This window comes from Streptomyces sp. NPDC002690, assembly GCF_053592415.1.
The window spans coordinates 1-13,077 of sequence record NZ_JBSFVR010000201.1 but is presented as its reverse complement, the minus strand read 5'-3'; the positions used below and the strand labels follow the sequence as shown (position 1 = coordinate 13,077).

Annotated in this window: 9 protein-coding genes; 6 read left to right on the top strand and 3 right to left on the bottom strand. The window is 73.2% G+C overall.

Going from position 1 to position 13,077, the window contains the following annotated elements:
- Positions 1 to 192: 192 nt before the first annotated feature.
- A complete protein-coding gene (locus ACWD3D_RS23155; protein ID WP_451462730.1) occupies positions 193 to 537 on the bottom strand; it encodes a trypco2 family protein in 345 nt (114 codons plus the stop codon).
- A 77-nt stretch (positions 538 to 614) separates the two neighbouring features.
- Here ACWD3D_RS23155 and ACWD3D_RS23150 point away from each other — a divergent pair, with 77 nt between their 5' ends.
- From ACWD3D_RS23150 to ACWD3D_RS23125, 6 genes are all read left to right on the top strand, one after another.
- Complete coding sequence (locus tag ACWD3D_RS23150) at positions 615 to 2,468, top strand: S1 family peptidase (RefSeq protein ID WP_451462729.1); 1,854 nt, start codon at positions 615 to 617, stop codon at positions 2,466 to 2,468.
- Positions 2,465 to 4,879 carry a tetratricopeptide repeat protein gene (locus ACWD3D_RS23145; RefSeq protein ID WP_451462728.1) on the top strand — a complete coding sequence of 805 codons (2,415 nt, stop codon included), beginning with the start codon at positions 2,465 to 2,467 and terminating at the stop codon, positions 4,877 to 4,879. Before ACWD3D_RS23150 ends, ACWD3D_RS23145 begins: the two co-directional genes overlap by 4 nt.
- 176 nt (positions 4,880 to 5,055) lie before the next feature.
- Entirely contained in the window at positions 5,056 to 6,504 is a 1,449-nt protein-coding gene (locus ACWD3D_RS23140) for a VWA domain-containing protein (RefSeq protein ID WP_451462727.1), read from the top strand.
- Positions 6,501 to 7,424: a hypothetical protein gene (locus ACWD3D_RS23135; protein WP_451462726.1), complete on the top strand. Its 924-nt coding sequence runs from the start codon at positions 6,501 to 6,503 to the stop codon at positions 7,422 to 7,424. Before ACWD3D_RS23140 ends, ACWD3D_RS23135 begins: the two co-directional genes overlap by 4 nt.
- Positions 7,421 to 8,623 (top strand): ABC transporter substrate-binding protein, encoded by a 1,203-nt coding sequence (locus ACWD3D_RS23130; RefSeq protein ID WP_451462725.1) that lies wholly within the window; start codon positions 7,421 to 7,423, stop codon positions 8,621 to 8,623. Before ACWD3D_RS23135 ends, ACWD3D_RS23130 begins: the two co-directional genes overlap by 4 nt.
- Positions 8,624 to 8,673: 50 nt before the next feature.
- Positions 8,674 to 9,060, top strand: a complete 387-nt coding sequence (locus ACWD3D_RS23125) for a VOC family protein (RefSeq protein ID WP_451462724.1) — start codon at positions 8,674 to 8,676, stop codon at positions 9,058 to 9,060.
- Between the two features lie 15 nt (positions 9,061 to 9,075).
- On the opposite strand, the gene ACWD3D_RS23120 is transcribed toward ACWD3D_RS23125, so the two are convergent.
- Together ACWD3D_RS23120 and ACWD3D_RS23115 are read right to left on the bottom strand one after the other, a co-directional pair.
- Positions 9,076 to 11,154, bottom strand: a complete 2,079-nt coding sequence (locus ACWD3D_RS23120; protein ID WP_451462723.1) for a TerD family protein — start codon at positions 11,152 to 11,154, stop codon at positions 9,076 to 9,078.
- Between the two features lie 511 nt (positions 11,155 to 11,665).
- Complete coding sequence (locus ACWD3D_RS23115) at positions 11,666 to 12,697, bottom strand: LacI family DNA-binding transcriptional regulator (RefSeq protein WP_451462722.1); 1,032 nt, start codon at positions 12,695 to 12,697, stop codon at positions 11,666 to 11,668.
- Between the last annotated feature and the right edge of the window lie 380 nt (positions 12,698 to 13,077).

The following is a 13,077-nucleotide window of genomic DNA, read 5'->3' as shown; positions in this document are numbered from 1 at the left end:
GGCCGAGGCACTGGTGCACGCCGAACCCGAAGGCGACGTGCCGGCGGGCGTCGCGGGTGATGTCGAGCCGGTCGGGGTCGGGGAAGACGTCCGTGTGCGGTCCGACCGACACCGAGCCGGCGGCGCCGACACCGGCACGCTCACCCACCGTGACGGGGCGCCTGCGGCCGGTGGTGCGTACCCCCCGTCCACCTACGGCTCCTGCGGCGGCGACGCTCGTCCCGATCCGGTGGGCGGAGCCTGGGGGCGGCGCACTTTCAGCCGCTCGCCGGAAGCCAGTTCCGGTTTCAGGGTCACCTCTATTTGGTGGGTCGTCTGGCGGTCCAGCGTCGCGCCGAGCTCGGCCGTGACCACTCCGATCCGGACACCGCCCTTGCCGGTGCCGGACCGGTGGACCTGGACGGTGAAGGTCAGATTCACGTCCTCCACGGTGAAACCGAGGTTCTGGCCCACCGCGTCGGCGCGGGCGAGCTCCAGTTCGCTCCTGATCCGGCGGATCACCTCGGCCAACCCAACGAAGTCAGGTTCGTTCGTCAATTCGCCCCCACAGACGGCCCGTTGAACCAGTGACGCATCAGTATGCGACAGCTCCGGGCGCCCGTATAGTCACGGGCATGGCTGCGGACGGGGGAGTCCTGGCCGTCTCGTCGATGGAGACGCCGAGTTGGGCGGTGCGGCTCCGAGGAGCGGACGGTGAGATCGCGGGGGCCGGCATTCTGCTGAGCGCCGACCACGTGCTCACCTGCGCCCACGTGGTGGGCGGGGTGGGGGCCGTCCTCACCGCGGAGTTCGTCGGGGCGCCGGGGCACGGTGTACCCGCGGTCCTCGCCCGGGTGGACGACGATGCCTACGTGCCGGAAGCACTCGACGCGGACGGCGATCCCGGTGGGGACGTCGCCCTGCTGCGGCTGGAGAAGTCGCGGCCGCCGGGGGACGCCGTCCGGCTCCACCGGCTGTCCGCACCCGACCGCAAGGTACGGATGTACGGCTTCCCGCTCGACCACAACGGCGGCATCTGGTTCCGCGCCACCGTCGTGGGCGGCTGCGGACGCGACGGGCAGGTGCAGATGAGCCCGGCCAGTCCGGGCGAGGTGGCGAGCCCGGGGTGCAGTGGCGCGGGGGTCGCCGACAGCCTGACCGGCGAGGTCATCGGGATGGTGCTCAGCGGCCAACGGGACCAGCACGGCAACCTCTACTCCTACATGACGCCCGCCGAGACCATCGTCCGTCATCTGCCCCGGGTCGAGGCATTCACGGTGGGGCGCACGGCGGTCGACGCCCGGCTGCGCTCCACCGACGACGACGCCGCCCGGGAACTGTTCGACGAGCGGTTCGCCCAGCGCCTCGCCGACTGGTTGCAGGACGACGGCACCCCGTTGAAGATCAGTGTGGTCGGGCACGACGACGACGCGCGCGCCGCCACGCTGCGCCGCGCCATCACCCTCGCCGACCGGGAATTACGCACCGCGGTCTCCGTCGGCCGCACCTCACTCGAACCGCCCGGCACCGTCCCGTCGGCCGGCGACCACGACCTCGCGTTGCACGCCGGGGGTCTGGCCTCCACCGAGATCGCCGAGCGGATCGCCGAGCGCATGGGGTTGTGGCAGCACACCGGGGAATCCCCGGCCGACCGCATCCGGACGGCGAAGGTCACGCTCACCCTGGTCGTCGTCGGCGTGGACGAGGCGCTCGACCCTCCGGCGCTGCTGGAACTCCTGGACGTACTGCGCGCAGGAGGCAGCCGCCTGCTGCTGGTCTTCCGGACGGACGGCGAACACCACCGCCAGGCGCGCCGGCTCCTGCTGGACCGGCCGGCGCGGGAGCACCGGGACAGGCTCGTCGAGCGGCTGCGGGACATCACCGGTCCCCTCGCCGCAGCCGTGTTCGAGCGCCGCTCGACCGTGGTACCGGAGGGTGTTCCTCCCCTCGACTCGGATCTGGTGGCCGCGCACGCCGCCCTCTTCGACCTGCTCCGGACGAGAGCCCCCGGCGGCGGACCTGATCCGGCCCGGTACGAACAGCTGGCCGACCGGGTCTCCGCCCGGCTGACGAGGCACCTCGGCCGCCTCGACCAGCTGGCCGCCCGGCGCGACGAACTCGCCGGCCGGCTGCGCAGCTACCACGTCCTGCATCAGCGCGCCACCCGGGGCGCGGAGGAACCGGCGGTCGACGAGCTCTACCTGCGGGCCCACGCCCTGCTCCGGGCGACCCCCTGCGACGTACGCGCGGCGGAGGCGGCGGTGGACGACTTCACCCGCCGGGTCGACGCCCGCACGGAGCCCGGCGGGGATGTCGACGCCCGCACGGAGCCCGGCGGGGATGCTGGGAGCGGCACGGAGCCCGGCGGGGATGCGGGGAGCGGCACGGACCGCGGGCAGCGACGGGGGGCGACCGGAATGAGCGGTACGGACCGCGGCAGCGGGTACGGGGACGCTTCCTCGTACCGCGACGGGGGGCGACCGGAATGAGCGGCACGGACTGCGGCAGAGACGACTGCCGGGGCGGCCGGATCATGGTCACCGGTTATTGCGACACCTGCTTCCGCCGCGCCGCCACTCCCACGACGCGCCCGACCCGTCCCGCCGAGCCCCCGGCCCGCCCGGCCGAGCCCGCCGAGCCGCCCTCACCCGCGCACCGTCCCGTCCCTCCGCCCGTCGGCGCGCTCGACCGCGACGGACTGCTGGTCCTCCCGTATCTGCCCGCGCCCCCGGCGTCCGAGGCGGCCCGCACCGAAGCCCGTCCTCCCACCGGCGGCCGGCGCTGCGGTGTCGACAACTGCGCCGGCACCATCGGGATCTCGTACGACGGCGGACCCGCACCCGACCACGGGTTCTGCCCGGACTGCGGTACGGCGTACTCGTTCCTGCCGAAACTGCGCCCCGGCGACCGGGTCGGCGACCACTACGAGGTGCTCGGCTATCTCGCGGTCGGCGGACACGGCTGGGTCTACCTGGCCGAGGACACCCGGGTGCCCGGCCTGCACGTCGTCCTCAAGGGGCTGATCAACACCGGGGACGCCGTGGCCCGCCGGGGGGCCGTCGAGGAGCGCCGCTCGCTCACCACCCTCCATCACCGGGACATCGTCCGCATCGTCACCCACGTCGGGCACCAGGCACCGGGCGATGCCGAACCGACCGGCTACATCGTCATGGAGTACGTCGGCGGCCGGTCCCTGGCCTGGATCCGGTTCGCCCCCGAGGACGAGCTGGAGCGGCTGTTCGGCGAGGAGGGCTTCACTTTCGGTCACGTCATCACCTACGGATGCAAGATCCTCGGTGCGCTGGAGTACCTGCACGACCAGGGCCTGCTCTACTGCGACATGAAGCCCGAGAACGTCATCCACTACGGCCGCGAGATCAAGGTCATCGATCTGGGCGCCATCCGCCGGACCGACGACCGCTCGTCCGGGCTCGTCCACACGAACGGCTACGCGCCGTCGAAGAAGGAGCGCGACGCACGCGGCTTCGCCGTCGACAGCGACCTGTACACCGTCGGCCGGACTCTGAAGGTGCTCGCCGAACGGGCGACCGGGCCCGCCGGTCTGGCCGCGCGCTCCTTCGAGGAACTGATCCGCCGGGCCACCCACCCCGAGCCGGCCGCCCGGTTCCGTTCGGCGGCGGAGATGTCCCGCCAGTTGTGGGAGGTGCTGCGTGAGCACCAGGCGCTGGGCGGGCACGAGCCGTACCCGGAACGCTCCACCCGGTTCGGGGCGACGGCCGCCGTCTTCGGCGACGGCCTCGGTACGGCCCCCGCGCTGGACCGGTGGACGGAACGCCCGAAACACCCGGACTGCCGGGTGCCGGTGCTGCCGGCCGGCGCTCCCGATCCACGGGAGACGGCCCGTGCCCTGCCGGTCCCCCGCCCCGATGCCTCGGACCCGGCGGCGGTGCTGCTCGGCGGGCTCGCCGCCGGCACTCCCGACCGCATCGCCGAGCAGACGGAGACCGATCCGGCCTTGCGCACCGCGGAGACCGCGCTGTGGCTGTGCCGCGCCTATCTGAACGCCGGGGACACGGAGCGCGCCGGGGCGTGGATGGCCCGGGCGGAGGCATGGAGCGGTCCGCACGACTGGCGGATCTTCTGGCACCGGGGGCTGGCGCATCTCACGCGCGGGGCGGTGGACGAGGCGCAGGGGGAGTTTGCCGCCGCCTACGCCGCGTTGCCCGGTGAGGCCGCGCCGAAGCTGGCCCTCGGATACTGCTCCGAGTACCTGGCCGAGCGGCTGCGCGAGCCCGCCGCCCCACCCCGCCCCGCGGACGCCGGAGCGGCGCGGAGCCGTCCGCCGCGCCCCGAGCAGCCGCGGGCCCACCAGGCGGCGGCCCTCGAGCAGTTGGCGGAGCAGTACTACGAGGCGGTCAGGCGACGCGATCCCACGCAGGGCAGCGCCGCCTTCGGAGTGGCCCGGCTGCGCCTGCGCAGGGATGGCCGCCGGGCGGCCGTCGACGTCCTGGACGAGGTACCGGCCACGTCCCGGCACTACGACGCCGCCCGTGTCGCCGCGGTCCGGGTGCTGACAGGTCGGCTGCCGGGCGGTTCCCGGCCGGCCGGTGCCGAACTGCGCGAGGCTGCCCGGCGGCTCGCCGGGCTGCACCTGGACGACCGCGGGGCGTGGGACCGGCTGGTGACCGAAGTGCGGGAGCAAGCCCTCGCGCACCGCCCGCCGGAGGGCTGGGGCGGCGGCTTTCCCGCCGGTGAGCTGTTCGGTCCGCAGGACACCGAGGACGCCCTGCGCGGGCTCCTGCACCGGTCGTTGAAGGGGCTGGCCGACCAAGCACACAACGTCGACGCCCGGGGCGACCTTCTCGACCTGGCGTACGAGGTGCTCCCCGTACCGCCCGGCCCGCGCACGCTGCTGCGGGGGTGGCGGGGGACGGCGTGAGCATCCGGTGGTGCGGGACACCGCCGGCGAGCACCGGCTCGCGGTGGAGCACCACGGCACCACGGCACCACGGCACCACGGCACCACGGCAACACGGCAGGACCACAGGGTGGCAGGACCGCAGAAGCGCGGGAACTCGACAACGGCAGGAACGACGGCGAGGGGGCACGGACAGCGTGGACACGGAGAGGCCCCGGGCGGGCGGGCCGGCCGGGCGGGTGGCGGTGGGGCTGGAGACGAGCCAGTGGAAGTACCTCTCCGACGGGGCCGCGGACCCGCAGATGCACTGCGTCCTCAGCGTCCGGGTGGACGGTACCGGGGGCGGCGGCCGACCGGACGCGCCCATGCTCGCGCAGGTCCTCGCCGTCGACTGTTCCAGCTCGATGAGCTGGCCGGTGGAGAAGCTGCACGCGGCCCAGCAGGCGGCGCTCGCGGCGATCCGCAAGCTGCCCGACGGCACCCCGTTCGCGGTGGTGAGGGGTGACCACCAGGCGACCATGGCCTACCCGGCCACCCCTGGGACGGCCCTGGCCTCGCCCGGCACCCGGGCGCGCGCGGCGCGTGCCGTGCACGACCTGGTCGCGGGCGGTGGCACCTGCATCGGCTCCTGGCTGGATCTGAGCCGTCGGCTGCTGGCGGAAGCGGACGCGCCCATCGGACACGTCCTGCTGCTGACCGACGGCAAGAACCAGCACGACGAGCAGATGCCGCTCGACCAGGTGCTGGATACCTGTGCGGGCCGGTTCGTCTGCGACGCCTGGGGCATCGGCGACCACTGGGACGGCCGGGAACTGGTGCGTATCACCACCCGGCTGCACGGCCGCGCCGACTCGGTGCGCGAGGAACGGGACCTGCCCGCCGCGTACGAGAGGCTGGTGGACGGTCTCCTCACCAAGTCGGTGCCCGAGCTGACGATCTCCGTGACCACGATGCCCGGTTGCTCGGTGCGCTACCTCAAGCAGGTCTTTCCCGCCAAGGCCGAGCTGACCGCTGAGGCGGACGGCACCGGCCGGTTCGTCACCCGGGCCTGGGGCGACGAGACCCGCCGCTACCAGTTGTGCCTGTCGGCGGACCCGGCGGGCCGCCCGCGCGAGGAGGACCTCCAGCTCGCGGTCATCGCCGTCGACGTCCCCGGCGGCGAGGCGCGGCTCCCTCCGCCGCAGCCCTGCCTGGTGCACTGGACGCGGAACCCTGCCCTGTCCCAGCACACCGACGCCCAGGTCGAACACTTCGAACAGCATCAGCGGCTCGGCGAGGCCTTGGCCGCCGCCACCGACGCCCACCGCGGCGGCAGGCTCGACCTGGCCGCGCACCACCTCGGCCGGAGCGTCCAGCTGGCACACGCCATGGGCGCCCGCGAGGTCCTCGACCGGCTGGCGCGGCTGGTGCACATCGACGACGCCGAGACCGGCCAGGTCGTGCTGCGCCCCGGCGTGACCGCTGCCGACTTCGAGCATCTGATCACCGCCGCCAGCCACAGCACCTACGGCCCCGAGTCCGGGAGCGCGGCGGGCGCCCCGACGGCCGGCGGGGCCACCGTGCGCTGTCCGCGGTGCTCCGACAAGTCCCCGGCCACTGCCAAGTTCTGCCCGTCGTGCGGTCACCGCTTCGAGGGGCGGCCGTGAGCACCACGGGCTGGGACCTGGCCCGCCGACTCAGAGGGCTGGTGGCCCTCGGGACCGCCACCACCCTGGTGCTCTTCCTCGCCTACCGGGGCGTGCACGGCGACGCGGTTCCGCTGTCCGACGCGACCACGCCCGCGGTCCTGGCCGTCGACACCGCCCGCAACGCCCTGTACGACGCGCACGACATCGTCCGGGACAGCGGCGCAGAGGGCGACACGAGCGGCGAGTTCTACACCCAGATCTCGGTCGCCCAGCAGAGCCTCGCGGTCGCCGCGTCCGAGAACGTGATGGGCCTGGAGGGCCGTCACGACCTCCAGACGGTCACCGGGCTGATCGCCGTCTACTCGATCTGGCTGGACCGCCGGGGGCGAGAGCCGGCCGGGTCCCCACTGCGCGCCGCGTACCTCCAGTACGCCGAGCGGGTCCTGGGCCCGGGAACCGACGGCGACATCATGAGCCGTCTCGCCGACCTGCGCGCGGGGCAGGTGGCCGAGGCCCGGCGACAGGCGTCCTTCCCCTGGCCGCTGTGGCTCGGTTGGGGCATGGTCGCGGTGCTGTGGACGCTGCTCTGCGCGGCACTGCTGGAGACCCAGCGGTTCCTGCGACACCGCTTCCGCCGCCCGTTCGACCTGCGTCTGCTGGGGGCCACCGCGCTGTGCTTCACCGGTGTGCCGACGCTGGCCTGGCACACGGTCGCCGTACACGGTGCGATGGCCGGGGCCCTGTCCGAGATCGTGCGTCCGCTTCCCGCGGCCGAGGTGCCCGACACCGCCGACGACGTGCACGGAGCGCTCCGGCACGCCTGGTTCTGGGCGTCGTTGTCCGAGTGGGTTCTGCTGGGAGGAGTCGTGGTGGTGGCGTTGACGGTGTGGGGGCTGTGGCCGCGGATCGCCGAGTACCGGTTCCGGGTGCAGCGGTGAGGCGCCCCCGGCCCCGCACGCTCGGCATCCTCTGCGTCTGCCTGGTCCTGGTCGCCTCAGGCGTGTACGCCGGGGTGCGATGGGCCCGCGGTCCGCAGGGCTCCGTCACCCTGCTGGCCAACTGGAGCGGCGAGGAGCGCGCGCAGTTCGAGGAGCACGTCATCGAGCCGTTCGAGAAGAAGTACCGGATCGATGTGATCTACCAGGGCAGCTCGGCGCTCAGCCAGGTGCTCGCCGCCGACATAGCGGCCGGCGACCCGCCCGACGTGGCGGTGGTGCCCGGACCCGGGGAACTCCTCACCTACGCGGCGGAAGGCCGGCTGCATCCGCTGGACGGCCTGTTCGACCCTGGTCAGTACGACCGTTTCTGGGCTCCCGAGATCTCCGTGGGGGGCGAGGACCCCCACACGTACTGGCTGCCGGTGAAGACGGGTCTGAAGAGCATGGTGTGGTACGCGGGACAGGCGCCCTCGCCCGGAGCGGCGCGCGGCCGGTGGTGCCTCGGCATGGAGTCCGGCGCGACCTCCGGCTGGCCCGGCACCGACTGGGTGGAGGACATCCTGCTCCAGCAGGCGGGGCCGCAGGTGTACGAGGAGTGGGCCGACGGCAAGCTGCCGTGGACCGACAACGCCGTCCGGAAAGCCTGGACGACCTGGACGGACATGGTGGGCGCGGGCAGCGGCGAGCGGGTCGAGAAGGCCCTCGTCACGGACTTCGCCGACACCTGCCCGCCGGACCGCCTGGAGCACCAGGGCTCCTTCCGCGCCGAGACCTGGCGGCAGGCGGCCGGCAGCGACTTCGCCCACTTCTCCGACGTCCTCGCCGCGCCCGGGCGGAACGCGGGCGCCTGGGAGGTGTCCGGCGACCTCGCGGCCGTACTGGACCCGACGCCGGAGGCCGAGCAGCTGATCCGCTTCCTGGCCGACCCCTCCACCGCACTGCCGGAGTACGCGGCGAACAGGGCCGCACCCTCCGCCGACGGGCAGGACGAAACGGAACGGAGGATCGCGAGCATCCTCCGGGGCACCGACGGAATCCGCTGCTGGGACGCCTCCGACGCGATGCCCCGGGCCGCCCGGGACGCCTTCCATCTGGCCGTGCTGCGCCATCTCGTCTCCCCGGGCGAACTCGACGACCGGCTGGAGGAACTGGAGGAGCTCCGCGTGGCGCAGAACCTGCCGATCTGCAGCGGCGGTTGACCGGGGCGGCGGGGCCCCCGGGCCGTCGGGGCGGCGTAGCCTCGGTGCGTATGGTGCACGTACTGAGCAGCAGGACGCTGTTGCGTCCCACCGACCCCGAGCGCACCCGCGCCTTCTACGGCCAGGCTCTCGGCCTCGCGGTCCACCGCGAGTTCGGTACCGGCCCCGAACGCGGCACGGTCTACTTCCTGGGCGGCGGGTTCCTCGAAGTCTCCGGCCGGGGCGACTCCCCGCCCTCCCCCGGCCTGCGGCTCTGGCTCCAGGTCGCCGATGTCGCCGCCGCCCACGAGGAACTCCTCGCGCGCGGTGTGCCGGTCCTGCGACCGCCCGTCCAGGAGCCGTGGGGGCTGATCGAGATGTGGATCGCCGACCCGGACGGGCTGCGCATCGCGGTCGTCGAGGTCCCCGCGGACCACCCGTTGCGCAGCCGTCCCTGAGCCGACGGACGAGCCTCAGCCGGCCGCGGGCGCTTCTCCGGCGCGGCCCCGCGGCGCGCCCTTGGCATCGAGGTGCGCGATGACCGTGGTGTGGAAGCGATGCACCGCGTCGTCCACGCTCCGGATGAACCCGGACTCGGCGCTGCCGCGACCGCTGCCCATGCCCTTGAGGAGCGAGAGCCGGAACCCGGTGATTCGCGACCCGTCCTTGGGGAGCAGATCGGCGGGCTCGGGGCGCAGACGTTCCAGCGTGCCGCGCGGCCCCGACGCCTCCCCGTCGAGAAGCGTCTCGATGTGCAAGTCGGCCGGCGCGGAAGCCAGTTGGCGGAGCAGGCGCTTGACCCGGCTCAGCGGGTACCCCTGCTCCGTCGAAGGTACCTCGACGGAGGTCCGCAGCTTCCCCGTCCGCAGGTCCGCCGTCAGCGTCAGCGCGCCCGGCACACCCTCGATGCGGAGTCCGGCCTCCAACCGGCCCTGCGCGCAAAGGTGTTCGGCCTGCTCGGTACGCCGGCCGGTCGGGTCCGTGCCGCGCCGTGTGCGCTGGAGGGGCAGTACCTTCTGCCCGAGTTCGCCGCCGAGCCGCAGGCAGACCTGCCGCACCAGGCGTTCCCAGCTCTCGATGACCTGTACCGCTCGGGGGTCCCCCGCGCAGAGGGTCTCGTCGTCGATCCCCTTACGGACCGGCACCCAGGCGGCGCCCATGTTCTGGAAGCCGTGGCAACCGGAGTTCTCGTGCTGGAGATACTGGAGCAGTTCCGCGAGAATCCAGGCGTGCGCGGCGTTGCCCACCCCTTCGTGCCGGATCAGCATCTGCGCCTGGTGCGCGACGTCGGCCCAGGACAGGTGCCACAGGGCGACCTTGTGCTTGCGCCTTCCGTCCACCCGTACGGAGACCAGCGGACTGCCCTCCAGCGCGACGTCGTTGGAGAGCGTGATGACGGCCTCGTACCCCCGGCGGGCGGCGATGTCCATGTACGCCTGCACCTGCTCGTCCTTGAGGGGATTGCCGTTCGTCTTGGTCTCCACGAGCGCGGTCCAGAGCTTGCCCGCGCGCTCGACCCGGATCACCCCGTCGGGCCGCTTGGGGGTGTCTCCGTGCGGCAGAGACACCTCGGTGAACGTCTCCATGCGGCCCGCGGGCGCGCCGAAACCGGCGGTGAGCCGTCTGCCGAACTCCGGGACCTGGGCCATCACCGCCAACACGACGGAGGTGGCCCGGGTCTCACGCTCCCGGTCGCTCCTGAGCGCCGGTACCGGGAAGAGCCGGGCCGACTGCCAGGCGTCGGTCTCCGCCAGGGACTTCTTCGCCGCCCGGGGGATCGTGACCTTCTTCCGGGCGGTGCGCGGACGGCGGGACGCCGGGACCGCCGCCTCGGGCGACGATGCCGGGGCGGGCTCGCTCCGGGGGGACGGCACGGTGGTCCCGGGGGCACCGGCAGGGCTCTCCGCAACCGCCGCATCCGGTCCGGGCGCCTCGGTGACCAACGGAGCGCTCCCCTCCGACGCTGCCGCCCTGTCGGCCTCGGCCTCCTCGGCCTCGGTCGCCGCGTCGTCGTCGATGTCGACGCCGAAGTCCGTGGCCAGGCCCGCCAGTCCGGAGGCATACCCCTGCCCGACCGCGCGGAACTTCCACTCGCCGGCCCGCCGGTAGAGCTCACCGAAGACGAGGGCACTCACCTCCCCGGCCTCCTCGACGGCGAAGGAGAGCAGCCCTTCGCCCGCACTGTCCGCGAGGGTGAGCCGCAGGCCGTCGAGTTCGCCGAACCTGGCGCCGCCGTAACGGCTGGCCGCGATCACCAGACGGTCGACCGCCGCCGGAACCGCGTCGAGGTCAAAGCTGATCCGGTCCTCGTCGCCGCCGGCGGAGGGCGTCTTCCCCAGGAGCTGCACACTTCCGTCACCCGCCACAGGGGTGTTGTAGAAGCAGAAATCGGTGTCGTCCCGCACCTTGCCGTTCTCGTCGAGCAGCAGTACCGAGACGTCCGCGTCACCTTCCCCGGTGGCGCTGCTCCAGCCCAGGCTCACGACGACCGACCCGATGTCCTCGCTCAGCACGGACAGTCCGATGTTCGCGCCTTTGACCATGGTGCGCATGTGGCCCCCCAGATGCACTGCCGCTTCGGAACGCACCCGGCGGCTCATCGTGTGACTAGGTGTGGTGCGTCACACACTCGCCGTACCTGGCGCACTGTAGCCCGCGATGTGGAGTCGATGTGGTGACCACGTGAAATTTTCCCCTACGCTTACCGATCCACCCGCATCGGACGCGACCGGACGAACGCGCCTTCGACCGGGCTGCCCCGGCGTACGGAGGTCGGCAAGCAGGCCGTGCCCGGACGCGATACCGCTGCCGTGGTGCGGTTCGACTCCCCCCGGGGCGCCCGGCGGTGGCTGCGCGCACCGGATGGGGCGTACGGCACCGCGGGAGGCGCGGGCCGAGTCGCTCCCCCACACCGGAGGCCCAGAAGCGCTCGGGGCGCCCGTGGAAGCCCGCAGGCACCCGCCCGTCCTCGGAAGCGCGCTCTCGTCGTGCCGGAACGCTCCCGCGTACCGGAACGCTCTCGTCGTGCCGGAGCGCTCTCGTCGTGCCGGGGCGTTCGTCCCCTCACGAAGAGGCGCGGACGACCAGTTCGGTCGGGAGCACCAGGTGCCGGCGCTCGTCGGTGGGGTCGGTGATCTGCTGGAGGAGGACCTCGGTCATCGCGCGCCCCATCTCCTCTATCGGCTGGCGGACGCTGGTGAGACCGGGCTCCATGTGACGGGCCACCACCGAGTCGTCGAAGCCGACGAGGGCCACGTCGTCCGGGATGCGGCGGCCGGCCTCGCGCAGGACGTGGCGGGCGCCGGCGGCCATCACGTCGGAGGCGGCGAAGACGGCGTCCACGTCGGGGTGGCGGGCGAGCAGCTCCCGCATCGCCCGGGCGCCGCCCTCCTCGGTGAAGTCGGCGAGCGCGATGAGGCGTTCGTCCGGGGCGAGGCCCGCTTCGGCGAGCGCCTGGCGGTAGCCGTCCAGGCGGCGCTGGGCGCCGTAGACCTCCAGGCGGCCGGTGATGGTGCCGATGGTGCGGCGGCCCTGCGCGATGAGGTGTGCGACGGCCGTGCGGCCGCCCTGGAAGTTGTCCGAGTCGACCGAGGTGAGCGGTTCGTCGGCGCCGCGCTGGCCGCTGATGACGCACGGCATGCCGAGCTGCTCCAGGAGTTCGGGCAGCGGGTCGTCGGCGTGCACGGAGACGAGCAGGACGCCGTCCACGCGGTGCGCGGTGAGGTATTGGGCGAGTCTGCGGCGCTCGCGGTCGCTGCCGGCGAGGGTGAGGAGCAACTGCATGTCGGTGTCGGCGAGCGCGGCGCCCACTCCCCGGACTATGTCGGAGAAGTACGGCTCGGCGAAGAAGCGGGCCTCCGGCTCGGGTACCACGAGCGCGATGGCGTCGGTGCGGTTTCCGGCCAGGGCACGAGCCGCGCGATTGGGTACGTATCCCAGTTCGGCGATGGCGGCTTCGACCACCTCGCGGGTCTGGTCGCTGACGCGCGGCGAGCCGTTGATGACGCGGGAGACCGTGCCGCGGCCCACGCCCGCTCTGACGGCGACCTCTTCGAGCGTCGGCCGCCCGCCGCCCCGTACGCGTGCTGACACCATGTCCGCCTCCCGTTCTCCGTCAACTTCTCACAGTCGAATATGTCGAAGAAAGCCCTGTCGATAGATTCCCTTGACACGTTTCCGGACCCGGGGGCTACCGAAGAGCACCAAATTTGGGAGCGCTCCCAATCGTACGGGACACCTCTCGGACACACGAAGACCCGGCTGCGTCAACAGCCGGGTCTTCGTGCCGGGGGGCGTGTGGTGCGCCCCTCGCGGACGCAGTGGGCGGGGAGGCCGTCTGCGCCGAGGGGGTGTCGGAGGGAGTCGCGGCCGGTCAGGCGGCTCGGCGAGCAGTTCGTACCGCTTGACCTGCTCGCTGCGGTTGAGCCGGGAGTTGGCGGCTTCGACCGCCCGGTCCACCTCCGCGCGGACGGCGG

Excerpts from the sequence above, each read along its gene's own strand:
- ACWD3D_RS23150 (WP_451462729.1), top strand. The coding sequence starts at position 615 with ATGGCTGCGGACGGGGGAGTCCTGGCCGTCTCGTCGATGGAGACGCCG.
- ACWD3D_RS23145 (WP_451462728.1), top strand. The coding sequence starts at position 2,465 with ATGAGCGGCACGGACTGCGGCAGAGACGACTGCCGGGGCGGCCGGATC.
- ACWD3D_RS23125 (WP_451462724.1), top strand. The coding sequence starts at position 8,674 with ATGGTGCACGTACTGAGCAGCAGGACGCTGTTGCGTCCCACCGACCCC.
- ACWD3D_RS23120 (WP_451462723.1), bottom strand. The coding sequence starts at position 11,154 with ATGCGCACCATGGTCAAAGGCGCGAACATCGGACTGTCCGTGCTGAGC.
- ACWD3D_RS23115 (WP_451462722.1), bottom strand. The coding sequence starts at position 12,697 with ATGGTGTCAGCACGCGTACGGGGCGGCGGGCGGCCGACGCTCGAAGAG.